Genomic DNA, 23,180 nt, shown 5'->3' with positions numbered 1-23,180 from the left:
TTTTTGACCGTCAAAATTCAACAACACCCCCTTCCCAAGGGGCTTTTCCGTATCTGGAGAACCAAAAATGGCACCACGCCAAACCTACACCGTGCTCCTCCCATTCCCCACCGGCGGTGGTCACTGGTCGACCATCGGCCAGGAACTCGACCTGCTCGACGTCGAGGCCAATGCCTTGCGCAGCGCCGGTCGCCTGGAGCTGAAAAAAACCGAGGCCGGCGAATCGGCCTCTGTATCCACCCCGGCCAAAAAGGCCGCCACCAAAAAGGCTGAATAACCATGGCTGAGGTTTTGAACTTCGAGCACAACGGCATTACCGTCAATGCCACTGAATCTCCCGAGGCCATGGGTGGCCTGGGTGACAACGTCATCGGGCTGGTCGGCACCGCGCCGAATGCCAACCCGCTGATTCCGAAAAACACCCCGTTCCGCATCAACAGCTTCACCACCCAGGCCCAGCTGGACCCGACCGGTGCCGAAGCGGGGACGTTGTTCCACGCCGTCTACCAGATCCTCAAGGTGGTCAAGGTGCCGGTGTACGTGGTGATCGTCGAAGAGGGCGCCACGCTGGCCGACACGCAGAACAATGTGATCGGCGGCATCGAAGTGCAGACCGGACGCAAGTTGGGCTTGACCGCGTTGAGTGGGGTCGCTGAAGACCTGACCATCATCGGCGCGCCAGGCTTTACCGGCACCAAGGCCGTCGCCAGTGAGTTCGCCTCGTTCGGCAAGCGTATCAAGGCCCGTGTGGTGCTCGATGGCAAGGATGCCTCGGTCGCCGACCAGGTGACTTACAGTCAGGAGTTGGGCGGCGCGGACCTCGGTTTCGACCGTTGCCTGGTGGTGCACAACATGCCGGCGGTGTACTCCAAGGCCGCGAAGAAAAACGTCTTCCTCGCCCCGTCGAGCCTGGCCATCGCCGCCCTCGCCAAGGTCAAGCAATGGGAGAGCCCGGGCAACCAGGTCACCTACGCCGAAGACGTTTCCCGCACCGTGGAATACAACATCCTCGACACCTCCACCGAAGGCGATCTGCTCAACCGCTACGGCGTCAGTTACTACGCCCGGACCATCCTTGGCGGCTTCTCCTTGCTGGGCAACCGCTCCATCACCGGCAAGTTCATCAGCTACGTCGGCCTGGAAGACGCCATCAGCCGCAAGCTGGTCAAGGCCGGGCAGAAGGCCATGGCGAAGAATCTGACCAAGTCGTTCATGGACCAGGAAGTGAAGCGCATCAACGACTGGCTGCAAACCCTGGTTGCCGACGAAACCATTCCCGGCGGCAGCGTGTACCTGCACCCTGAATTGAACAGCGTCGAGAAGTACAAGAACGGCACTTGGTACGTGGTCATCGACTACGGCCGCTACGCGCCGAACGAACACATGATTTATCAACTCAATGCCCGCGATGAAATCATCGAGCAGTTCCTGGAGGACGTTCTCTAATGTTTACCAACCGCGTAAGACAGGCCATCGCGGCCACCCTGCAAGGCTTGCCGTTGTCGGCGACCGTGGAAGAGTTCACCCCGCCGAAGATCGAATTCGATATGGAAGAGATGCGTGGCGGCCGTTTCATTGGCGAGGAAATGGCCAAGAGCGGCAAAGTGCTGACAGCCAAGCTGACGCTGCAAGGCCTTGGTCCGGAAGTCATGCTGGCGCTGGGCGTGAGCGTGGGCGACGACATTCTGCTGAACGTGCGTGAAGCCGGCCAGGATCAGGACGGCAACACCTGGTTTACCTACCACACGGTGGGTGGCAAGTTGAAGTCCCTCGAGGAAACCCTGCTGAAAATGGGCGAGAAACCCAAGACCAACCTGGAGCTGTCCTGCCGCACCTACAACCGCCTGGAAAACGGCGTCCCGGTGATCGACATTGACGTGCGCACCCAGAAGTTCGTGCTCAACGGCGTCGACATCCTCGGCGATGCTCGCCGTGCGGTGTTGTTGCCTTAAACCTTTGCCAGTCGGCTAGATGCAGCCCCTGTGGGAGCGTGCTTGCTCGCGATAGCGGTGTGTCAGCCAACATCGATGCTGACTGATCCGACGCCATCGCGAGCAAGCTCGCTCCCACAGGGGGCACATCGTGATTGACCGGCAAAGCGCAGCACTTTCCAGTATCCACCAAGGAATTCACTTCATGCCCTGGACACCTCCCGTTCACGTCTTGCTGTCGCCGATCATCGGTGACGACGATGCGCAGATCGAGCAGCTCCCCCTCAAACCGCTGTACTACGCCGCGCAAAAAGACGCCCTGGCCCGCGCCGGCGATGATGAAGACGATCAGTTCTTCGAACTGGCCAAACTGGCCACCGGGCTGTCGGTCAAGGAACTCGACCAGCTCAAGCGCCCGGACTACGTGAGCATTGCCCAGTACGTGCACGACATGTCGACGCGCCCGGCGTCGCACTTTCTGGATGAGCCACAGGGCGATCCCGACCAGGTGCAACTGCTGCAACCGCTCGACGTCGCGGGTCGCAGCCTGACGTCGCTGACCCTGGAAATGCCGGTGCTGCGTGCGACCAAGGCGATGAAAAAACTGAAGACGGCCAAGGAGCGCGCCGAGTTCATCACCGCCCACTGCACCGGCCTGATGATTCCCGACCTGGACCGGCTGACCGTGCCCGACTGGACGCAACTGCAGGTGCGCATCGACGATTTTTTAAACAAACCGGCGGACTTCTTTCGGAGCGCGACATCGAAGTGATCCTCGATGTGGTGCCGCTCATTTACTCGGTAAGTGAGGCGGAAATCCTGGAGTGGGACGCCGGCAAGGCCTTGCGCCGCTACGACATTGCGATCACTCGCCTTGGCGTGAAACAGGAGTAGAGCGGGATGGCGGACGATAGATATTCGCTCAAATACGCAGCCTTCAATGAGAGTGGGTTGGCGTTCGGTAATACCAGCCCTACGAACGGTGTGTCAGCACAAGGCACGTTCGCCAGGGATCAGCTGTCGGGCCTCGACCTGGCGCTGGAAACACTCGGGCTCAAGCTCGGGTTGCTGACCACGGCGATCGAGTCGCTGACCGTGAAGCTATCGGCGCAACGATTGTTTTCCCAAACGATGGGCGCTGGCGCCAAGGGTGAGTCGGCCAATGAGCCAAAGGGTAAGTCGGGTGGCGGTATCGAACCACCGGCGCTGCTCAAACCGGCGATAGCGATGGATTCGGCCATGGCCGATCTGAAGCAGGCCGGCCACTTCACGCCTCGCCAGATTGCAGAAATGGCGGAGCCAACCCAGCGTATCGCCAGTGCGCCGTTGGTGGCGGCCGGCGGGACCACGGCGGTTGAGGTGGTGAGGATGCAAAGCCTGGCGGCCAGGGCAGGAGTCGGCAGCGATCTGCCCAATGCCTCGGACCGGCAATTGGCGCTGTTGCGTTTCGCCAGTGATGCGGGTGTCACAGCATCGACGTTCAAAATGCCAGCCATGGAAGCCGCCGAGATGCTGCTCGGCTGGCGCACTTCCATGACGCTCAGCGCAGAGAAAGCGTTTGATCTGGCGGATGCAACCAACCACCTGAGCAAGATTCCCGGTGGTGCGAAAGCGAGTGAGATCGGCACAGTGTTGCAGCGTGACGGTGCGGCCGCGACCTCGGCGGGCCTGCAGCCTGCCCAAGCTGCGGCGCTGACGGCGGCACTTCTCAATACCGGCGCGCAACAAGCTGAAGCGGGTGTGGCGCTCGATCACTTCACGACTGCTCTAGGCAAGGGCGATCAGGCCTCCGCGACCGAGCAAGCGGCTTGGAAGCAACTGGGGCTTGATCCCAAAGAGGTGGCGAGCGGCTTGCGTGACAAGGACGCCGCGCCGGGGACAGTGATGTCGGTGCTGGCGGCCTTGAACGCGCAGCCGACCGAAAAACGCTCGTCCCTGGCCTCTTCGTTGTTAGGCTCTGGGGATGCCGCGGTGTTGCGCATGTCGCAGAAACTCGACGATGTGAACGCCGCGTTCTGGCAGGTCAAAGACCCAGGCCAATATGCCACTTCACAATTGGACAACAACGGTTCGGTGCGGCAGGACGCGTTGGCGCTGTCGAACACCCGGCAGGGCCAACTGAACGTCCTCAACGCCCGCAGCGAGCGTTTGTCGCTGGCCACGGGCAATGCCCTGATGCCCTCGGCGGATACCTCGTTCCAGTGGTTGGGGTCGCTGGCCGATGGCATGAGTGAGTTGGCGGAGTCCTCACCTAAAGCCGCTGCGGCCATTGTGTTGATTGGCGCGGCGATCAAACCGCTGGTGGGCGCGCTGCTCAAGGCTGTAGGGGATGAGATGTCCAATCAGGTGGCCAAGCGGGTGTTGGGCAAGGTCGCTCCGCACCTTCCCGGCCGATTGGGGGAAGTGATCTCTGAAGATTTCAGAAATCCTCGTGGGGACAAGCTGGATACACGCAATGCCAACCAGCGTCCCGAATCCACGAGCAGGACGAAAATACGCGTCAGTACACGAGGCTCACTGGGAGGCGCAGGGCGTTTTTCACCCGGGCCAACGGCCTCATTACGCTCGATGACCCGCAGGGCGCCCGGCCCATTAAAAGTAGTCGGTGCCGTCGCTGATGTGGCCGAGGGTGTACTGACCGGCGACAAACGAATGATGAGTGCAGGCCTGGGAGCTGCAGGTGGCGGCTGGGCAGGCGCTGCTGCGGGGTCTGCGGTCGGTGCCGCTTTGGGGAGCGTCGTTCCGGTGATTGGCACTGCCATTGGTGGTCTGGTTGGCGGACTGCTGGGCGGTTGGTTGGGGAGCGATGCGGGCGCGTCCTTGGGGGAGAAGCTCGTCGCCCCCGCCGACAGACTCGCCGCTCCAGACCAGGTCAGCAAAGACCTGGCTAGCACCCAGACAACCACGCAACAAAACACCATGACCGCAAACATCTACATCAACGGCCAGGACCAGGCCAGCGCGAGTCAGTTGGCCAACCTGGTCGTGCAGCAGCTCTCGGGCCAATTCGGCTTGACGACCATGCCCAACTCACTCGCCATGCGCAGTGACGCGGCCCTGACCGACGGAGGTACGTGATGCGTCAGCAAATGGCACTCGGCAGTTTCATTTTCGGTTTGTCGAGAAACTTTGCGTACCACAGCCTGGTACGCACCTCGGACGGTGGCTGGAAGAGCATCGACATCCTCACCAGCAAACCCAAGTCCAGCCAGGTCGGCCAAGGCCTGCAAGGGCTGACGATCACCGGCAAGTCGATGTACGCCACCGCCATGGATCGCCTCGATGAGTTGCGCGCCTTGCAGGCGCAGCGAGTCCCCGTGCCGTTGGTCGATGGCATCGGTCGCAATTGGGGCCTGTGGCAGATCAACAAGGTGACGGAAACCCAGACCGAGATCATTGATGACGGCACGGCGATGGTGGTCGGCTGGGTGGTTGAATTGACGGAGTTCGCCAATGCGTAGGGTTCGAAGTATCGCCGGTGATTCGGTGAATCTGTTGTTGTACCGCGAGCTGGAGCGCTGTGACGACATCGTCGAAGAGGCGCTCTGGCGGCTCAATCCGGGGTTGGCTGAATGGGGGCCTGTATTGCCGGCGGGCGTATGGGTGGTCTTGCCGGAAGTGGACCTCAAGCCCGTGGCAACCCCACCGGTTTCGGCCTGGGATTAAGGAGGCTACATGTCATTGGGTTTCACGCCTGCGGTGGAAGTGTACGGCGCGAACGCCGCGCTGCTCAACGCACGATTGCTCAGTTGGACACACGTCGACGCGGCAGGAATCGAGTCGGATCAATTGACCCTCACCATCAGCCTGGACGGGCTGGAAGGGTTGCCCAGCCTGGGCGGGAAAATCGGTTTGCGGGTCGGCTACCTGGAGTCGGGGCTGGTGGACAAGGGCGAGTTCGTCATTACCCGGCGCACGCCGACGCTGTTCCCGTTGCGCCTGACCTTGGTGGCCATGGCCGCGCCGTTCAGTGCGGCGGACCAGACCGGGTTCAAGCAGCGCCGATCCGTCAGCCATGGACCGACGACCCTGGGGGCGCTGTTTCGTCAACTGACGTCCAGGCACGGTTTTTCTCCCCGGGTGGCGCCAGACCTGGCGCTGATCAAGATCGAGCACATCGACCAGTCCAACGAAACCGACATGGGGTTCCTGACGCGCCTGGCCCATCGTTATGACGCCGTCGCCAAGCCGATCAACGAGCTGTATGTGCTGGCTCGGCGCGGCCAGGCGAAGTCGCTGTCGGGCAAGGTCCTGCCCGAGATAATACTGTCGGTGACGACCAACAATCGTCCTGGCGACCAGGCTTTTATTTCCGCCAAGCTGGATGAAACCGCCCGGGCGAAATACCAAGGCTGCAAGACCCGTTGGTGGGACGCGACGGCCGGCAAGTTGCAGGTCGAGGAGAGCGGCCTCGCGCCGTTCAAGACCCTGCGCCAGCGCTTCCAGAGCGCAGATGACGCCCGCGCTGCCGGTGAAGGCGAGGTGCGCAGGATGATGCGCGAAGCCCTCAAGGTGGCGATCGAGTGCCCTGGCAACCCGGGGCTGTCCGCCGAGGGCATCGTACTGCTGGACGCCACCTGGCCGGATTTCATGCGCGGTCGCTGGTCGATCGACAAGGTCACCGCCAGTGGCGACCGGGAAAAAAGCTATCGCTGCTTGATCAATGCGACTTGCCTGGATGCCAAGGCCTGACGCCATTCCTGTGGGGCTGGTGACTGCACTTTTCTCTCGACAAGCCCTGGGAGCGTGGCCGTAGGATGAGTGGTTCCCCGCGGCCGGGCATCGTCGCGCCGCCCTGGCTGGCAACGCAACTTCAGTAATGTTTTTTCGAGGGACGGTCTATGGACGTCACCCAAGCACAACTTATCAGCATCATGCCCAACGCCCGCTCCCAAGCGGGCGTTTTTGTTTCAGCCCTTAACATCGCCATGTCCCGCCACCGTATCGTCACGCCTAAACGCATCGCTGCGTTCCTGGCGCAAATCGGCCACGAGTCGGGGCAGCTACGGTATGTGCGCGAGCTGGGCAGCGAAGCCTATCTAAGCAAATACGACACCGGCGCGTTGGCCGTTCGCCTGGGCAACTCGCCCCAGGCTGACGGCGACGGCCAGAAGTATCGCGGCCGAGGACTGATCCAGATTACCGGCCATGACAATTATCGTCGCTGTAGTCTTGGCTTGTTCGGTGATGAACGGCTGCTGGCGCTGCCTGAGCTTCTTGAGCAGCCGCAATGGGCATCCGAATCCTCCGCTTGGTTCTGGGAGCAGAGCGGCTTGAACGAGCTGGCCGATCGTGATCAGTTCAACAGCATCACCCGACGCATCAATGGCGGTTTGAACGGCTTGGAGGATCGCCTGCAACTCTGGGCGCGGGCGAGGGCGGTGTTATGCCAGCCTTTGGCCTGATGCCTTTCTCTACTCGTACCCTGGGTATCATCGTTTTACTGGCATTGTTGGCGGGTGGCCCGGCGATGCTGGCGTGGCGAATCCAGGATTGGCGTTATGGCCAGCAGTTGGCGCAGTTGGCCCAAGCCCAGAGCGAGACGTTGAATCAGATAACCCAAGCGGCCGCGACGCAGCAAAAGACCGAGCAAGACAAACGTCTGGCCCTTGAGCAGCAGCTGTCCGCCAGCGAACAAACCCATTACCGAGCCTTGAGCGATGCCCAACGTGACCAGGATCGCCTGCGCGATCGCCTTGCTACTGCCGATGTCCGGCTGTCAGTCCTCCTCGACGCCAACGATGTTGCCGCCGGTTGTGCAGTGCCTGCCGCCACCGGCGCCGGCGGCCTGGATCATGGCGCCCCACGCGCCCGACTTGACCCGGCGCATGCTCAACGAATTATCGCCATCACCGACGCCGGTGATCGCGGATTGATTGCCTTGCAGGCCTGTCAGGCCTATATCAGAGCGCTGGATCGGTAATCCGCCAAGCCTTGCAAGCTTCCATTGCTCGTGTACGGTAGGCCTCAATTGTGTGGAATCAGGAGAGCACCATGGACGACATCACCGAACTGGCCGCTGAGCTGGGCAGGCGCCTGCAGTTGCTCAATGCCCACGTCACCACGGCTGAGTCCTGCACGGGCGGCGGGATTGCCGAGGCGATTACCCGGATTCCCGGGAGTTCGGCCTGGTTCGAGGCGGGTTACGTCACCTATTCCAATCGCCAGAAGACCCAGCAGTTGGACGTACCGGCCGAGTTGTTCGGCACGGTAGGGGCGGTCAGCCGCGAGGTGGTCGAGGCCATGGTGCGAGGCGCCCAGCATAAAAGCCTGGCGCGTTTTGCCGTGGCGGTCAGCGGTGTAGCAGGGCCGGATGGTGGTTCGCCGAACAAGCCGGTGGGCACGGTGTGGCTGGCCTGGGGCGTTGGCGAAGCGGTGATCAGCGAGCAGCGATTCTTTCCGGGCAACCGCGACGAGGTCCGCCGACAAACGGTGAAGGCCGCGCTAGAGGGGCTGCTGCAACATGCCGCTGTAGAAATCTCAAATCAGGGGTAGGCGATCCTCAATCGCTGTGGAATAATACTGGCTACTTATACAGGTGTTGGCCGTCAGGCCTTATTGATTACGTGAGGACTTTAATGGACGACAACAAGAAGAAAGCCTTGGCTGCGGCCTTGGGTCAGATCGAACGTCAATTCGGCAAGGGTGCCGTAATGCGTATGGGCGATCAGGACCGTCAGGCTATTCCTTCCATCTCCACCGGCTCCCTGGGCCTGGACATCGCGCTTGGCATCGGCGGCCTGCCAAAAGGCCGAATCGTTGAAATCTACGGTCCTGAGTCGTCCGGTAAAACCACCCTGACGCTGTCGGTGATCGCCCAGGCCCAAAAAGCCGGTGCAACCTGCGCCTTCGTCGACGCCGAACACGCCCTGGACCCGGAATACGCCGGCAAACTGGGTGTCAACGTCGACGACCTGCTGGTTTCCCAGCCGGATACCGGCGAACAGGCCCTGGAAATCACCGACATGCTGGTACGTTCCAACGCGGTTGACGTGATCATCGTCGACTCCGTGGCGGCACTGGTACCCAAAGCTGAAATCGAAGGTGAAATGGGCGACATGCACGTGGGCCTCCAGGCTCGCCTGATGTCCCAGGCCCTGCGCAAGATCACCGGTAACATCAAGAACGCCAACTGCCTGGTGATCTTCATCAACCAGATCCGTATGAAGATCGGCGTGATGTTCGGCAGTCCGGAAACCACCACCGGTGGTAACGCGCTGAAGTTCTACGCCTCGGTTCGCCTCGATATCCGCCGTACTGGCGCGGTGAAGGAAGGTGACGAGGTGGTCGGCAGCGAAACCCGCGTCAAGGTCGTGAAGAACAAGGTGGCTTCGCCGTTCCGTCAGGCCGAGTTCCAGATTCTTTACGGCAAGGGCATCTACCTCAATGGCGAGATGATCGACCTGGGTGTGCTGCACGGTTTCGTCGAGAAGTCGGGCGCCTGGTATGCCTACAACGGCACCAAGATCGGTCAGGGCAAGGCCAACTCGGCCAAGTTCCTGGCGGATAACCCGGAAGTCGCCGCTGCTCTCGAGAAGCAATTGCGTGACAAGCTGTTGAGCCCGGTGGCAGACGTCAAGTCCGTGGCTAATCGCGAGACCGCTGACGACCTGGCTGACGCTGACATCTGATCGAATCGATGACCGTCGTCCTCGATACCCTCGTCGCGGTGCGACGAACCGCGATGGACCTGCTCGCCAGGCGCGAGCATGGTCGAGTCGAGCTGACGCGTAAGCTGCGTCAGCGCGGCGCTCCCGATGAGTTGATCGACACAGCCCTCGACCGTTTGACCGAAGAGGGCTTGCTGTCGGAGTCCCGTTACCTGGAAAGCTTTGTCTCTTATCGCGCTCGCTCCGGTTATGGTCCTTTGCGAATTCGTGAGGAACTGGGCCAGCGTGGTTTGCAACGCCCGGATATCGAACTTGCCTTGCGCGAAAGCGGTATCGATTGGCAGGAGCAACTGACGGACACCTGGCGCCGCAAGTTCTCAGGACATTTACCCATCGATGCGCGGGAACGAGCCAAACAAGGGCGTTTCCTGGCGTATCGAGGTTACTCCATGGAAATGATCAACCGCTTGTTCAGCGGTCGCGGTATGGATGACTAAACAAAAACGGCCTGCTATTTCGATAGCAGGCCGTTTTTTTATGGGCTCAGGTTACCTTGATCGGCTCCCATGTGAGGGGGTGGGGTTTTGAGGCGGGCTGGGCCCAGTTTTGCGGCAGGTTGATGTAATCCACCAGTTCCCTCAAGCGACCGTGATCCCGGGCGTTGAAGGCAAACGCCAGTCGGGTCAGATGACTGAACTGGGCTTCGTCGTGCTCTTCACCGCTGTAGTCATGTTGATGAAAACAGTCGTTTAGGCACAAATCGGCGAATTCTCCCTGCATCTGCTGCAACGCCTGTTCGTTTAGCTTGTGATTCATGCGGATCACGAACTGATGCTTGAGCCAGCGACTGGAGTGAAAGTTGCGGTAGAACTGGTTGATTTCTTCCACGGCCTCTTCGGCGTTGTACACCAGGCGCATCAGCTTCATGTCGGTGGGCAGGATGTAGCGGTTTTCCTCCAATTGCTCGCGGATAAAGTTCAGGGCTCCTTGCCAGAACTTGCCCCCTGGCACATCCAGCAGGACCACCGGTACCAAAGGGCTCTTGCCTGTCTGTACCAGCGTCAGGACTTCCAGCGCTTCATCAAGCGTGCCGAAACCGCCGGGGCAGAGCACCAGTGCGTCGGCCTCTTTGACGAAAAACAGTTTACGGGTGAAGAAGAAGTGGAACGGCAGCAGGTTCGGCGTGCCCTCGACGGTCGGGTTTGCGTGTTGCTCGAAAGGCAGGGTGATGTTGAATCCCAGGCTGTGGTCGCGCCCTGCGCCTTCATGGGCGGCGGCCATGATGCCACCGCCGGCGCCGGTGATGACCATCATGTCCGAGCGGGCCAGCGCCGCCCCCAGCTCTCGGGCCAGGCCATACAGCGGATGTTCGATGGGTGTTCGGGCCGAGCCGAAGACCGTGACCTTGCGTCGGCCCTTGAACTGCTCGAGGGTACGGAAGGCGTGTTCCAGTTCCCTCAGGGCTTGTAGTGTGATCTTGGCATTCCAGCGGTTGTGATCTTCCTGGGCCATGCGCAGCACGGTCAGGATCATGTCTCGGTAAATGGGGAGGTTGGGGCTGTTGGGGGAGACCAGGTTGAGTTGCTCTTCGACCTTGCGGGTGAGGTCGTGGCCATGGTTCTCAAAATGACGACTGAGCAGGTCATTCGGTTTGTAAGGCATTCAGCTTCTCCTTCTTAACAGGACCCCGGCCCGGACGAGAGATTCATCGAGGCCACGACACTCCATGTGTCGTTGTCAGCCCAAGCATCGGCCTGGAGGGTGACCTGGCTTGACGCGGTCTGCAGCAAGGCGACCAAGCCATCCAGCGGGTTCTGCTTTTCCCTTTGATAAAAAACAATCACACACCAAGGTGTTGGCCAGGCAGCCTCTTTCTGCCCGATGAAAATACTATGGATACTTTGAATCTAGACCGTCATGCCGATCTTTGCTGCCCTGATCATGGCGCGCAAAAGTGACCGTTGGCAACCGCTGATACATGCCGTGAACGATTGCACCGCTCGTCAGATCGCCGGCCGGGTGCGTGTCGCTCTGATTTACTGATAACAAGCGTGCCAATGCAATTTGACGCCCAGGGTTGGGTGCCACGTGATGGATTGAAGCGAATCGGGGCAGGGAGGCGGGAGAAATGACCAGGGTCACTCTGGAGCTCGACAGGCAGTTGTACTTGATGTTGTTGGAGTCGGCACAGGCCAATCGGGTGAGTCTTGAGGACGAATGCTGTCGTCGGCTGGGAGGGCGAGCATGGCGCTCGCGTTACTTGCAGGCGCTGGTGGCGGAGTTGCGCGCCGACGATGAGCAGCGGCGCGCAAGTTCAGGTTGACTACTTCTTCGTCTTGGCCGGTTTCGGGCAATCCGATTCCTGGAAGCGCTCGGTCGCGACCGGGCGGTTGGTCTTAACCTCGGTGAACTCGTAGCGCATGGTTGCGCCCTTGGCCATCAACTTGCGGAAACCTGGATTGGTGCACACCGTAGAGCCCAACTGGAAATACACAGCCTTGGGGTCTGCGCGCATTTTCTGGGCGTGGCTGCTTTGCACACTGAGATGGTTGATCAGCTCGGTGCCTTCGACGGTATAACCCTGGTCGAGAATGTCTTCGTTGATCGCCCGCGGCGTACCGACGCTACTTTCCTTGGCGACGTTCTGCAGCATCTTGTTCAGTTCGAGTTCTTTCAGCGAAGCAGCCTGAGCGCTGAAGGACGTCGCCAGCAGAACGGCAACGGTAGGGACGATAAGGCGCAGCATGAAACTCTCCTGGTTCAGTGACTGGTGGTTCGACCGATCACATGACTGTGCGTTCAGTGGCCGGGAATTATAGGGGAGCCAGGGTGGACGGTACAGGCTCGTGCGCTCTGGTAGACTGCCGGCCTTTATTGCCCTGCCGAGTGTTGTTCGTGTCGAGTTCTCCTTTCTGCCGGCGTTGCCCATGATGAATCACGCCCCTAACGCCGTAGCCCGCCTGCGCGACCAACGCATCGATGAAGGGATCAGGCCGATCCAGGCCCGTGGCTGGCGCGCGCCCCGTTGCAGCGCCTGCCGAGTGATCGAGAGCCATTGCCTGTGCGCTTGGCGTCCGAGTGTCGAGACCCGCTCCGGGGTCTGCCTGATCATGACCAACAAGGAAGTGTTCAAACCGAGCAACACTGGTTGGCTGATTGCCGACGTCGTGCGCGACAATCACGCGTTCATCTGGTCGCGCACCGACGTCGACGAGCAACTGCTGGCGCTGCTGAACGATCCGCAATGGCAACCGTACCTGGTGTTTCCGGGCGAATACGTCGAGCCATCACGGGTGACCCATGCGGTTGATCTTGATCATTCCAAGCGCCCGCTGTTCATTCTGCTGGATGCGACCTGGACCGAGGCGCGGAAGATTTTTCGTAAAAGCCCGTATTTCGACCGACTGCCGATCCTGAGCCTGCTGCCTGACAGACTGTCGCGTTACCGCCTGCGCCGTTCGACCCGCAGCGAGCACCTGTGCACCGCCGAAGTGGCGGCATTGTGTCTGGAACTGGCGGGGGACAGCGATGCTGCTTCGGCCCTGGACGCCTATTTCGATGTGTTCAGCCAGCATTACCTGGGCGCCAAGGGCCAGCAGGAGGTGAACGTCTCGACCCCGGCCCACGCCGAGTTGCAACCCTTTATCCGTACGCCGCAAGCAGTATTGGACCAATAGTGGCGCATACTCGACACTGTGATGGCTGTGCTGCTTGACCACCCCGGCTTCGCTGGGCATGCTTGGCGCCGACCGGGGCGCCGCCAATGTTTGAAACGCCGTGTTTGGCGTTGAATGTGCCCCTGTGGATGCCGCTGCATGGCGGTGTCTTGAGTTGTCTTGGCGAGGCGCGAATGCATCGGGCCTGCCATTAAAACAGGATCATTTGAAAAATGGCCACATACGAAATCCTGATTGCCGATGACCATCCGCTCTTTCGCAGCGCGTTGCATCAGGCTGTGACCCTGGGCCTCGGCCCGGCTGTCCGGTTGACGGAGGTGGCCAGTATCGCGGAACTGGAGGTCCAGTTGACGGCGAAGGCCGATTGGGACCTGGTGCTGCTAGACCTGAACATGCCCGGTGCCTATGGTTTTTCAGGGCTGGTGCTGTTGCGGGGCCAATACCCGCAGATCCCCGTGGTCATGGTCTCGGCCCAGGAAGAAGCCTCGGTGATGGTCAAGGCCCGGGAGTTCGGCGCCAGCGGATTCATACCCAAGTCCAGTTCCCTTGAGATGATTCAGAAGGCCGTGAAGGCGGTCCTGGACGGCGATGTCTGTTGGCCGCCCCAGGCGTTCGAGGCGGTGAGCGTGTCCGAGGAAGCCAAGGCCGCCAGCGAGGGGCTGGCCAGTCTCACGCCGCAGCAGTTCCGGGTGTTGACCATGGTCTGCGAAGGCTTACTGAACAAACAGATTGCCTACGAACTGAACGTTTCGGAGGCCACCATCAAGGCTCACGTCACGGCGATCTTTCGTAAACTGAACGTGCGCACCCGGACCCAGGCGGCCTTGCTGCTGCAACAACTTGAGTCAATTTCACCGCCGGCCTAGTGTTCCGGTTCACGCTTTTTTGACCGGGTTTGAATTAGCTTCTCCACTCCTTTTCGATCAGTTGCCCACTCTATGTCACCTTTTAAAGGCCAGACCGGCCTGAAACGCATCCTCAACGCCTCCGGCTATTCCTTGGACGGGCTGCGTGCAGCTTTTGTCGGCGAAGCGGCTTTCCGCCAGTTGGTGTTGCTCAATGTCGTGTTGATTCCGTTGTCATTCTTCCTGAACGTCAGTCGTGTCGAGCAGGCGCTGCTGATTGCCGTGTGCCTGTTGGCATTGATCGTGGAATTGCTCAACTCGGCGGTGGAGGCGGCCATCGACCGCATCTCCCTGGAACTGCACCCATTGTCAAAAAATGCCAAGGACATGGGCAGCGCGGCCCAGTTAGTCGCCCTGACGATGATCGCGTTGGTGTGGGGCGTGGTGCTGTTGTAACGGTTCAGGCAATGGTCGGCAGCACGATTTCGTCGCTGCGCTGGGCCCCGGCGGTGAAGGCCCGGCACAGCTCGAGGAATTCGCGCATGGCCGAGGTCTGGTACTTCTGTTTATGCCAGATGAAATAAAACTGCCGCGCCAGGTCCATGTCCGGGGTTTCCACTGCGACAAGGCTGCCCCGGCGGAAGGCGTCGCGCAGGGCCAGGCGTGAGATGCAGCCAATGCCCAGGCCGGATTCCACGGCGCGCTTGATGGCTTCGGTGTGTTCCAGCTCCAGGCGGATATTCAGCGCGCTACGGTGATGACGCATGGCCTGGTCGAAGGTCAGGCGTGTGCCGGAACCCTGTTCCCGTAGAATCCACGCCTCATGGGTCAGTTCCTCCATCGTCGCCTGGCCGCGCTTGGCCAGCGGGTGTTGAGGGGCGCAGAACACCACCAGTTCGTCCTCGACCCAGCTCTGCACCTCAATGTCCGGATGGCTGCAGTCACCTTCGATTAGACCCAGATCAATTTCATAGTGAGCAACCTGGTGCACGATATTGGCAGTGTTCTGCACGTGCAGCTTCACCTGGCTTTCTGGATGGCGCTGCATGAAACCGCCGATCAACAAGGTCGCCAGGTAATTGCCGATGGTCAGCGTTGCGCCGACCGCCAGTGAGCCGAAACCGGACTTGCCGTTGAGCAGGTCTTCGATTTCCTTGGCCTGGTCCAGCAGCGCCACTGCCTGGGGCAGCAGTTGTTTGCCCAGGGCATTGAGGCTCAGGCGCTTGCCGGCACGGTCGAACAATTGGCAGCTCGATTGCCGCTCCAGTTCGGTGATGGAGGTGCTGGCCGCCGACTGCGACAGATTGAGTTGGCCCGCAGCGCGAGACACGCTTTCCTGCTGGGCCACGGCGACGAAGACTTGAAGTTGACGGAGAGTAAATCGCATATCGATATAACCGATAACCCTTATCTTAATAATCCATTTAACAGATATTGTCGCCGCCATTAGAATGCGATGCAATTGCGCAGATTATCGGCGCAGGCATTATTCCCAGGAGTCCCCGTACATGAGCAACATGAACCACGAGCGTGTCCTCAGTGTTCATCACTGGAACGACACTCTGTTCAGCTTCAAGTGCACCCGCGATCCGGGCCTGCGCTTCGAGAACGGTCAGTTCGTGATGATCGGCCTGCAACAGCCCAATGGCCGCCCGCTTATGCGCGCTTACTCGATTGCCAGCCCGAACTGGGAAGAGCATCTCGAATTCTTCAGCATCAAGGTGCCTGATGGTCCGCTGACCTCCCAGTTGCAGCACCTGAAGGAAGGCGACGAGATCATCATCAGCAAGAAACCCACCGGCACCCTCGTGCTGGACGATCTCAAGCCTGGCAAGCATTTGTACCTGCTCAGCACCGGTACTGGGCTGGCGCCGTTCATGAGCGTCATCCAGGATCCGGAAACCTATGAGCGTTTCGAAAAAGTGATCCTGTGCCACGGCGTGCGTTACGTCAATGAAGTCGCTTACCGCGAGTTCATCACCGAACACTTGCCGCAGAACGAGTTCTTCGGCGAAGCGCTGCGTGAAAAGCTGATCTACTACCCGACCGTGACGCGCGAGCCGTTCGAGAACGAAGGCCGCCTGACCGACCTGATGCGCAGCGGCAAGCTGTTCCGCGACATCGGCCTGCCACCGATCAACCCGCAGGACGACCGCGCCATGTTGTGCGGCAGCCCGAGCATGCTCGACGAGACCAGCGAAGTGCTCAACAGCTTCGGCCTGACCGTTTCGCCGCGTATGCGCGAGCCGGGTGATTACCTGATCGAGCGGGCGTTTGTAGAGAAGTAAGCTGCAGTCTGTGGAGTGGCTGATGACCGCGACCCGGTCCAACAGTTGTCCACAAAAAAAGCCCGCGCCGCCTGAATAAGGCCGCGCGGGCTTTTTCGTTCCTGGCGATCACTGCTTAGCTGGAATCACTTCCAACACCCGGATCAACCCTGGCTGCGGGTAATGCCAGCGAACGTCCACATCCCAGAACTGCGCACCATATTCCCGTTCCGCTGTAGGAACCTGGTATGCCGGGCGTGGGTCTTGGGCCAGACATTGTTCGATCAGCGCCACCAAGGGCTCTGCCAGGCGCGTGGCGTGATCCTGGGCTTGTAGCAGGGCTGTGTCCGCCCATTGCACGGGGATGAGCTCAGGTGCTGCACTGGCGATGTTGTTGGACGCCGCGCCTATGATATCGGCGTAAGGCACGTAGGGCTTGATGTCCAGCACCGGCGTGCCGTCCAGCAAGTCGATGCCCGAGATCCACAGGCGCCCGGCTTCGACCCGCTCCAGCTTCACCACCGATTGGCCGATGCCATTGGGACGGTGGGTGGCGCGGGTGGCGAACACGCCCATGGACTTGTTACCACCCAGGCGCGGCGGCCTTACTTTCAACCGCGGCTTGTCTTCCAGGGCCTGGTGGAACAGGAACAACAGCCAGACATGGCTGACCTGCTCCAACCCCTGCACCGCCTCGCCCTGATCGAACGGCGCCACCAGCTCCAGCACTCCGCGCGCGGCGGGGGCCAGTTGCGGTTGGCGGGGAATGGCGAACTTCTCCTTGAAACAGGAGCGGACGAAGCCGATGGGGGAGACGCTGTAGGTCATGGGTTGAAATCGAGGCGAGATGGAGAGGGCATGATAACGCGAGAGCTGAAATCGACACGGTCCTCTGTGGCGAGGGAGCTTGCTCCCGCTGGGCTGCGAAGCGGCCCCCTGGTGCTGTCTGACGCACCGCGAGGGGCCGCTGCGCGTCCAGCGGGAGCAAGCTCCCTCGCCACAAAAGCCCCCAGGATTCAGCTGTCCTTCAACGTCAGCCGCGCACGCGCAGCGTCAGGCCCTTGAGGAAATTGCGCAGCAACTGGTCGCCACACGGGCGATAGTTGGTGTGGCCGAACTTGCGGAACAGCGCGCTCAGTTCCGGCTTGGACACCGGGAACTCGGCGGCCTTGAGGATGGCGTGCATGTCGTCCTCCTTCAGCTCGAACGCCACTCGCAGTTTCTTGAGAATGATGTTGTTGGTCACCGGCACTTCGATCGGCTGCGGCGGGCGGCTATCGTCCTTGCCACGCTTGAAGATCACCAGGCCATCGAGAAAATGCGCCATGACCTCGTCAGGGCAGAACACGAAGCCTTCTTCCTCGTCTTTCTTGAGGTAGCCCGCCAGGTCGGCCAGGGAGACTTCCAGGCCGCCCAGCTTGATGATCTCGATGACTTTCTTGTCGCTGATGTCGAGCATGTAGCGCACGCTGCGCAGTACGTCGTTGTGAATCATGTGTGCAGTCCTGATCGATCGGCAGTGGGCGCCCCGGTTCGGTGCGGCGCCGGAAAATTAGAATTTCTCTTTGGCAGACAGGTAGCGCCACTGGCCCAGCGGCACCTTGCCGATGGACACGCCGCCGATGCGAATGCGGCGAATGGCGACGACCTTGAGCCCGACCGCCTGGCAAAACAGGGCGATCACGCCGGGCTGCGGGTTTTTCATGGCAAAGCGCAGGCGGTTCTCGTTCTGCCAACTGGCCTTGACCGCCGGCAGCTCCTTGCCCTTGTAGGTCAAGCCATGGTTCAGGCGATTGAGGCCATGGGCGACCATCTCGCCTTCGACTTCCACCACGTATTCCTGCTCGATCTTGGCGGCGTCGGCGGTGAGCTTGCGCAAGATCTTCCAATCCTGGGTGAACACCAGCAGCCCGCTGGCGTTGGCTTGCAGGTCGGCGCTGGCGCTCAGGCGCAGGAAATGGCCCTTGAGTGGGCGTTTGCCGAAGCGATGTTCTTCGCTCAGGGTCTGCGGTCCAAGGGAGGCCATCGCGGTGTCTACATCCATGCCCGCCGGGACGTTCAGCAGGAGCGTCACCGGCTCCGGCGCGGTGGCCTTGGCCTCGGGGTCGAGTTCGACCTTCTGGGTGGTGACCTTGAACTGCGGTTCATCGATCACTTCGCCATCCACGGTGACCCAGCCGCCCTCGATGAACAACTCAGCCTCCCGACGGGAACAGCCGACGAGTTCGATGAGGCGTTTGGAGAGACGAATCGGGTCAGTCATGACGGGGGCCGTAACAAAAAGAGGGGGGGCATTGTACCTGCCTGGCGCCGGTTAATCGCGGGTCCATTTGCCTCATGCCGTTTTTAGCCGCGTCCAGCCTTCAGGTCGGGCTGCTTGTAGCGCATGTGCAACAGCGGGTAGGGTTGGTTCATGCCATCTTTCGCCGAGCGCCCGACCACTTCGAAGCCTTGCTTGAGGTAAAAGCCCAGGGCTTGCGGGTTCTGCTCGTTGACGTCCAGTTGATCGGCGTTCAGCTGTTCCATGGCGTAGTGCAGCAGTTGCTTGCCCAGGCCCTGGCCACGGTGTTGCGGGTCGATGAAGAGCATCTCGATCTTGCCGGCCGCGACGCCGGCGAAACCGGTGATCCGCTGGCGCGAGTCCCGGGTGCAAATGAGCATCACCGCATCCAGGTAACGGGTGAGCACCAGGTTTTTCAGCAGCTCGATGTAGCTGTCCGGCAGGAAGTCGTGGGTGGCTCGTACCGATGCCTCCCACACCTGGGTCAGTTCCTGGTAGTCGCTCGGTTTCGGTGTGTGGATGACCGAATGCTGACGCATGCCCGCCTGTTCCTTGTGCTGGATGTTCGGTGTTTCTCCATACGATAGCCGTAAAAAAGCCCCGCATCTTGTCGCAAGGGCAGGGCTTTTCAGTTTTTTCGAGGTGGCCGAGCAATGGCTGGAGGCACAGAACCTGTGGCGAGGGAGCTTGCTCCCGCTGGGCAGCGCAGCGGCCCCCGGTTTTTTGCGATTGCTGCGCAATCGAGCGGGAGCAAGCTCCCTCGCCACAAAAGCCGGCTCGGCTTGAGCCCAAGAAGCCTGGATCAACCGATCTGCTCAGCCCACAAATCGTACTCGTCGGCATCAGTCACCTTGCACCAGACTTTGTCGCCCGGCTTGAGGTTGCTGCCATTGTCGATGAAGACGTTGCCGTCGATTTCCGGGGCGTCGAAGAAGCAGCGGCCCACGGCGCCTTGTTCGTCCACTTCATCTACCAGCACTTCGATTTCACGGCCGATGCGCATTTGCAGGCGCGCCGAGCTGATGGCCTGTTGGTGCGCCATGAAGCGTTCCCAACGGTCCTGCTTGACGTCGTCCGGCACCACGTCCAGGTCCAGGTCGTTGGCCGGTGCGCCTTCGACAGGGGAATACTGGAAGCAGCCGACGCGGTCGAGCTGGGCTTCGGTCAGCCAATCCAGCAGGTACTGGAAGTCTTCTTCGGTTTCACCGGGGAAGCCGACGATGAAGGTCGAGCGGATGATCAGGTCCGGGCAGATTTCGCGCCAGTTCTTGATGCGGGCCAGGGTCTTGTCTTCGAACGCCGGGCGCTTCATGGCCTTGAGGACTTTCGGGCTGGCGTGCTGGAACGGGATGTCCAGGTACGGCAGGATCTTGCCGGCGGCCATCAGCGGGATCAGTTCGTCGACGTGCGGGTATGGATAGACGTAATGCAGGCGAACCCAGACGCCGAGGGTGCTGAGGGCTTCGCACAGTTCGGTCATGCGGGTTTTTACCGGCGCGCCGTTCCAGAAGCCGGTGCGGTATTTCACGTCGACGCCGTAGGCACTGGTGTCCTGGGAGATCACCAGCAGTTCCTTGACGCCGGCCTTGACCAGGCGCTGGGCCTCGTCAAGCACATCGCCCACCGGGCGGCTCACCAGCTTGCCGCGCATCGACGGGATGATGCAGAAGCTGCAGCTGTGGTTGCAGCCTTCGGAAATCTTCAGGTAGGCGTAGTGGCGCGGGGTCAGCTTGATGCCTTGCGGCGGCACCAGGTCGATCAGCGGGTTATGGTCCTGGCGTGGCGGCACGACGTCGTGCACGGCGTTGACCACCTGCTCGTACTGCTGCGGACCGGTCACGGACAACACGCTCGGGTGCACGTTGCGGATGTTGCCTTCTTCCACGCCCATGCAGCCGGTGACGATAACCTTGCCGTTTTCCTTGATGGCTTCGCCGATCACTTCCAGGGACTCGGCCTTGGCCGAGTCGATGAAGCCGCAGGTGTTGACCACCACCACGTCGGCGTCCTGATAGGTGGACACAACGTCATAGCCTTCCATGCGCAACTGGGTCAGGATGCGCTCGGAGTCGACCAGAGCCTTAGGGCAACCCAGGGATACGAAGCCAACCTTCGGATTGGCAGGCGCGGTAGTGGTGGACATGTCTAACCTCGGTGTAGGGGGATCGTCTCTTGCCGAGACAGGGCGCCTGGCGCGCCTCTGATCAAAAAGTGCGCAATTCTATCTGTGGCCGGGCTGCTTGACCAGCTTTATACCGGGAAATGCGACGAGTGCTGCGCTATGCTTCGCGCCTTTGCGTTCTGACGATTGCTACAGTCAACAAAACGTCTGTAACAATACGTAAAACAACGCATGCTGCCTCAACAAAGCATAGTGCTTCGTTCAAGAAGCCAGGTCTGGAATCAGGAGTGTTGGATGGGTCATGCAAGTAGTCAGGCGGCAAGTGCCGAGCATTCGGCAGCGAAACCGCTGAGCATGCTGGTCGCGGCGGTCGGAGTGGTTTATGGCGACATCGGCACGAGCCCGTTGTACACCCTCAAGGAAGTGTTTTCCGGTGCCTACGGCGTACCTGTCAATCATGATGGTGTACTGGGGATTCTCTCGCTGATTTTCTGGTCGCTGATCTGGGTCGTGTCGATCAAGTACATGATGTTCGTGCTGCGCGCCGACAACCAGGGCGAGGGCGGGATCATGGCGCTTACCGCCCTGGCGCGGCGGGCAGCGGCGGGACGGGCGAGGTTGCGCAAATTGCTGGTGGTCTGCGGCTTGATCGGGGCGGCGTTGTTCTACGGCGACAGCATGATCACGCCAGCGATTTCCGTGCTTTCGGCGATCGAAGGTGTTGGCCTGGCGTTCGAGGGCATCGATCATTGGGTCGTGCCACTGTCCTTGGTCGTGCTGGTAGGGCTCTTTATCATCCAGCGCCACGGTACTGCACGGATCGGCATCCTGTTCGGCCCGATCATGGTCACCTGGTTCCTGGTGCTCGGCGCCCTCGGTGTCTACGGCATCAGCCAACACCCGGAAGTGTTGCAGGCGTTGAACCCTGTCTGGGCCGTGCGTTTCTTCGTCGTCCATTCGGGCATGGGCGTGGCGATCCTCGGCGCCGTGGTGCTGGCGCTGACCGGTGCCGAAGCGTTGTACGCCGACATGGGCCACTTTGGCCGCAAGCCGATCGCTCGCGCCTGGTTCATCCTGGTGTTGCCGGCGCTGGTGCTCAACTATTTCGGTCAGGGTGCGTTGTTGCTGGGCGACCCGGAGGCGGCGCGCAACCCGTTCTATCTGCTGGCACCGAGCTGGGCGCTGATCCCGCTGGTGGGCCTGTCGACCCTGGCCACGGTGATCGCTTCGCAAGCGGTGATTTCCGGGGCGTTCTCCCTGACGCGCCAGGCGATCCAGCTCGGTTACATCCCGCGCATGTACATCCAGCACACCTCCAGCGCCGAGCAGGGCCAGATCTATATCGGTGCGGTGAACTGGTCGCTGATGGTCGGCGTGGTACTGCTGGTGCTGGGGTTCGAATCTTCCGGCGCGTTGGCTTCGGCCTATGGCGTGGCGGTGACCGGTACCATGCTGATGACCACGATCCTGGTGTCCGCCGTGATACTGCTGTTGTGGAAGTGGCCGCCGCTGCTGGCTGTTCCGTTGCTCCTCGGTTTCCTTTTGGTGGACGGCCTGTACTTCGCCGCCAACGTGCCGAAAATCATCCAGGGCGGTGCGTTCCCGGTCATCGCCGGTATTGCCTTGTTCGTGCTGATGACCACGTGGAAGCGCGGCAAACAATTGCTGGTGGAGCGCCTGGATGAAGGGGCGCTGCCTCTGCCGATCTTCATCAGCAGCATCCGCGTACAACCCCCTCATCGCGTCCAGGGCACCGCGGTATTCCTGACCGCGCGTTCGGACGCTGTGCCTCACGCCCTATTGCACAATCTATTGCACAACCAGGTGCTGCATGAGCAGGTGGTGCTGCTGACAGTGGTGTACGAAGACATTCCCCGGGTGCCGCCGCAGCGGCGTTTCGAGGTCGATGCCTATGGCGAAGGGTTCTTCCGGGTGATCCTGCACTTTGGTTTTACCGACGAGCCGGACGTCCCGCTGGCGCTCAAGCTCTGCCATCTGGATGACCTGGACTTCAGCCCGATGCGTACCACTTACTTCCTCAGCCGCGAAACGGTCATCGCGTCGAAACTCGAAGGCATGGCCCGCTGGCGCGAGGCGTTGTTCGCCTTCATGTTGAAGAACGCCAACGGCAATCTGCGCTTCTTCAATCTGCCGTTGAACCGGGTGATTGAACTGGGGACGCAGGTGGAGATGTAGCATCAGGAAAACAAAAGCCCTCGTTGCCTTGCGGCGGCGGGGGCTTTTTTGTAGGCGACACAAAAGCTGATGCCAAGGTAATGCTGTCCACTTAAGGCAATCGACAAGCCCGTGGCGAGGAAGCTTGCTCCCGCTGGGCCGCGAAGCGGCGCCAAAACCTGCCAAATGCGGGGAGTCAGGCACACCGCACCCGCCGGTTTGCGACTGCTTCGCAGTCGAGCGGGAGCAAGCTCCCTCGCCACGGGTCCATC

The 23,180-nt window shown here is 60.8% G+C and carries 27 protein-coding genes; 19 read left to right on the top strand and 8 right to left on the bottom strand.

Annotated features, from left to right (window positions below):
- The first annotated feature begins 67 nt into the window (after positions 1 to 67).
- The 13 genes from BLU76_RS14590 to recX all read left to right on the top strand — a co-directional run bounded on the left by BLU76_RS14590 (position 68) and on the right by recX (position 10,038).
- Positions 68 to 277, top strand: a complete 210-nt coding sequence (locus BLU76_RS14590; protein WP_092223230.1) for a hypothetical protein — start codon at positions 68 to 70, stop codon at positions 275 to 277.
- 2 nt (positions 278 to 279) lie between these two features.
- Complete coding sequence (locus BLU76_RS14585) at positions 280 to 1,446, top strand: phage tail sheath protein (protein ID WP_092223228.1); 1,167 nt, start codon at positions 280 to 282, stop codon at positions 1,444 to 1,446.
- Positions 1,446 to 1,952 (top strand): phage major tail tube protein, encoded by a 507-nt coding sequence (locus BLU76_RS14580; RefSeq protein ID WP_092223226.1) that lies wholly within the window; start codon positions 1,446 to 1,448, stop codon positions 1,950 to 1,952. The genes BLU76_RS14585 and BLU76_RS14580 overlap by 1 nt, the downstream gene beginning before the upstream one ends.
- Positions 1,953 to 2,136: 184 nt before the next feature.
- On the top strand, positions 2,137 to 2,703 hold the full coding sequence (locus BLU76_RS14575; protein WP_092223224.1) for a phage tail assembly protein: 567 nt from the start codon (positions 2,137 to 2,139) through the stop codon (positions 2,701 to 2,703).
- A gap of 128 nt (positions 2,704 to 2,831) precedes the next feature.
- Positions 2,832 to 5,009, top strand: a complete 2,178-nt coding sequence (locus BLU76_RS14570) for a phage tail tape measure protein (RefSeq protein ID WP_092223222.1) — start codon at positions 2,832 to 2,834, stop codon at positions 5,007 to 5,009.
- On the top strand, positions 5,009 to 5,392 hold the full coding sequence (locus BLU76_RS14565) for a phage tail protein (protein ID WP_038857206.1): 384 nt from the start codon (positions 5,009 to 5,011) through the stop codon (positions 5,390 to 5,392). Before BLU76_RS14570 ends, BLU76_RS14565 begins: the two co-directional genes overlap by 1 nt.
- Complete coding sequence (locus tag BLU76_RS14560) at positions 5,385 to 5,597, top strand: tail protein X (protein WP_063322730.1); 213 nt, start codon at positions 5,385 to 5,387, stop codon at positions 5,595 to 5,597. The genes BLU76_RS14565 and BLU76_RS14560 overlap by 8 nt, the downstream gene beginning before the upstream one ends.
- A gap of 9 nt (positions 5,598 to 5,606) precedes the next feature.
- Positions 5,607 to 6,623 (top strand): contractile injection system protein, VgrG/Pvc8 family, encoded by a 1,017-nt coding sequence (locus BLU76_RS14555; RefSeq protein WP_092223220.1) that lies wholly within the window; start codon positions 5,607 to 5,609, stop codon positions 6,621 to 6,623.
- 149 nt (positions 6,624 to 6,772) lie between these two features.
- Complete coding sequence (locus BLU76_RS14550; RefSeq protein WP_092223218.1) at positions 6,773 to 7,336, top strand: glycoside hydrolase family 19 protein; 564 nt, start codon at positions 6,773 to 6,775, stop codon at positions 7,334 to 7,336.
- A complete protein-coding gene (locus BLU76_RS14545; protein ID WP_092144133.1) occupies positions 7,318 to 7,854 on the top strand; it encodes a lysis system i-spanin subunit Rz in 537 nt (178 codons plus the stop codon). Before BLU76_RS14550 ends, BLU76_RS14545 begins: the two co-directional genes overlap by 19 nt.
- Before the next feature lie 71 nt (positions 7,855 to 7,925).
- Positions 7,926 to 8,426, top strand: a complete 501-nt coding sequence (locus BLU76_RS14540) for a CinA family protein (protein WP_092144135.1) — start codon at positions 7,926 to 7,928, stop codon at positions 8,424 to 8,426.
- A gap of 83 nt (positions 8,427 to 8,509) precedes the next feature.
- Positions 8,510 to 9,562 carry a recombinase RecA gene (gene recA / locus BLU76_RS14535; protein WP_003198351.1) on the top strand — a complete coding sequence of 351 codons (1,053 nt, stop codon included), beginning with the start codon at positions 8,510 to 8,512 and terminating at the stop codon, positions 9,560 to 9,562.
- An 8-nt stretch (positions 9,563 to 9,570) separates the two neighbouring features.
- Positions 9,571 to 10,038, top strand: a complete 468-nt coding sequence (gene recX, locus BLU76_RS14530) for a recombination regulator RecX (RefSeq protein ID WP_003198353.1) — start codon at positions 9,571 to 9,573, stop codon at positions 10,036 to 10,038.
- Between the two features lie 46 nt (positions 10,039 to 10,084).
- On the opposite strand, the gene BLU76_RS14525 is transcribed toward recX, so the two are convergent.
- Positions 10,085 to 11,203: an LOG family protein gene (locus BLU76_RS14525; protein WP_063322712.1), complete on the bottom strand. Its 1,119-nt coding sequence runs from the start codon at positions 11,201 to 11,203 to the stop codon at positions 10,085 to 10,087.
- Positions 11,204 to 11,669: 466 nt separating this feature from the next.
- Here BLU76_RS14525 and BLU76_RS14520 point away from each other — a divergent pair, with 466 nt between their 5' ends.
- Positions 11,670 to 11,864 (top strand): hypothetical protein, encoded by a 195-nt coding sequence (locus BLU76_RS14520; protein WP_063322711.1) that lies wholly within the window; start codon positions 11,670 to 11,672, stop codon positions 11,862 to 11,864.
- Here the strand turns inward: BLU76_RS14520 and BLU76_RS14515 are convergent, their stop codons facing one another.
- Complete coding sequence (locus BLU76_RS14515) at positions 11,865 to 12,287, bottom strand: quorum-sensing-regulated virulence factor family protein (RefSeq protein WP_003198359.1); 423 nt, start codon at positions 12,285 to 12,287, stop codon at positions 11,865 to 11,867.
- A 184-nt stretch (positions 12,288 to 12,471) separates the two neighbouring features.
- Between BLU76_RS14515 and BLU76_RS14510 the strand changes: the two genes are divergently transcribed.
- The 3 genes from BLU76_RS14510 to BLU76_RS14500 all read left to right on the top strand — a co-directional run bounded on the left by BLU76_RS14510 (position 12,472) and on the right by BLU76_RS14500 (position 14,519).
- Entirely contained in the window at positions 12,472 to 13,218 is a 747-nt protein-coding gene (locus BLU76_RS14510; RefSeq protein WP_092144306.1) for a tRNA-uridine aminocarboxypropyltransferase, read from the top strand.
- 212 nt (positions 13,219 to 13,430) lie between these two features.
- Positions 13,431 to 14,084: a response regulator transcription factor ErdR gene (gene erdR, locus BLU76_RS14505; protein ID WP_092223216.1), complete on the top strand. Its 654-nt coding sequence runs from the start codon at positions 13,431 to 13,433 to the stop codon at positions 14,082 to 14,084.
- Positions 14,085 to 14,156: 72 nt separating this feature from the next.
- Positions 14,157 to 14,519 (top strand): diacylglycerol kinase, encoded by a 363-nt coding sequence (locus BLU76_RS14500; protein WP_063322710.1) that lies wholly within the window; start codon positions 14,157 to 14,159, stop codon positions 14,517 to 14,519.
- A 4-nt stretch (positions 14,520 to 14,523) separates the two neighbouring features.
- On the opposite strand, the gene BLU76_RS14495 is transcribed toward BLU76_RS14500, so the two are convergent.
- Positions 14,524 to 15,450 carry a LysR family transcriptional regulator gene (locus tag BLU76_RS14495; RefSeq protein ID WP_063322709.1) on the bottom strand — a complete coding sequence of 309 codons (927 nt, stop codon included), beginning with the start codon at positions 15,448 to 15,450 and terminating at the stop codon, positions 14,524 to 14,526.
- Positions 15,451 to 15,571: 121 nt separating this feature from the next.
- Here BLU76_RS14495 and fpr point away from each other — a divergent pair, with 121 nt between their 5' ends.
- Entirely contained in the window at positions 15,572 to 16,351 is a 780-nt protein-coding gene (gene fpr / locus BLU76_RS14490) for a ferredoxin-NADP reductase (protein WP_003198368.1), read from the top strand.
- A 108-nt stretch (positions 16,352 to 16,459) separates the two neighbouring features.
- Here fpr and tsaA read toward each other — a convergent pair whose 3' ends face one another.
- The 5 genes from tsaA to rimO form a co-directional block, all read right to left on the bottom strand.
- The gene (tsaA, locus tag BLU76_RS14485) at positions 16,460 to 17,158 is read right to left on the bottom strand and encodes a tRNA (N6-threonylcarbamoyladenosine(37)-N6)-methyltransferase TrmO (protein WP_092144137.1); all 699 of its coding nucleotides are present in this window, start codon (positions 17,156 to 17,158) and stop codon (positions 16,460 to 16,462) included.
- A gap of 205 nt (positions 17,159 to 17,363) precedes the next feature.
- A complete protein-coding gene (locus tag BLU76_RS14480) occupies positions 17,364 to 17,825 on the bottom strand; it encodes a YehS family protein (RefSeq protein ID WP_092223214.1) in 462 nt (153 codons plus the stop codon).
- 57 nt (positions 17,826 to 17,882) lie between these two features.
- Positions 17,883 to 18,593 carry an rRNA pseudouridine synthase gene (locus BLU76_RS14475; RefSeq protein ID WP_063322706.1) on the bottom strand — a complete coding sequence of 237 codons (711 nt, stop codon included), beginning with the start codon at positions 18,591 to 18,593 and terminating at the stop codon, positions 17,883 to 17,885.
- 83 nt (positions 18,594 to 18,676) lie between these two features.
- Positions 18,677 to 19,150, bottom strand: coding sequence for a GNAT family N-acetyltransferase (locus BLU76_RS14470; RefSeq protein WP_063322705.1), 474 nt, complete (start codon positions 19,148 to 19,150; stop codon positions 18,677 to 18,679).
- A gap of 263 nt (positions 19,151 to 19,413) precedes the next feature.
- Positions 19,414 to 20,754, bottom strand: coding sequence for a 30S ribosomal protein S12 methylthiotransferase RimO (gene rimO / locus BLU76_RS14460; RefSeq protein ID WP_003198379.1), 1,341 nt, complete (start codon positions 20,752 to 20,754; stop codon positions 19,414 to 19,416).
- A 333-nt stretch (positions 20,755 to 21,087) separates the two neighbouring features.
- Here rimO and BLU76_RS14455 point away from each other — a divergent pair, with 333 nt between their 5' ends.
- Positions 21,088 to 22,929 (top strand): potassium transporter Kup, encoded by a 1,842-nt coding sequence (locus tag BLU76_RS14455; RefSeq protein ID WP_371914901.1) that lies wholly within the window; start codon positions 21,088 to 21,090, stop codon positions 22,927 to 22,929.
- The last annotated feature ends 251 nt before the right edge of the window (positions 22,930 to 23,180 follow it).

Source organism: Pseudomonas sp. NFACC08-1, from assembly GCF_900106735.1.
In the GTDB taxonomy this organism is placed as follows: Bacteria; Pseudomonadota; Gammaproteobacteria; order Pseudomonadales; family Pseudomonadaceae; genus Aquipseudomonas; species Aquipseudomonas fluorescens_Q.
The sequence above is the reverse complement of the archived record's forward strand: the minus strand, read 5'-3'. Positions and strand labels throughout refer to the sequence as shown.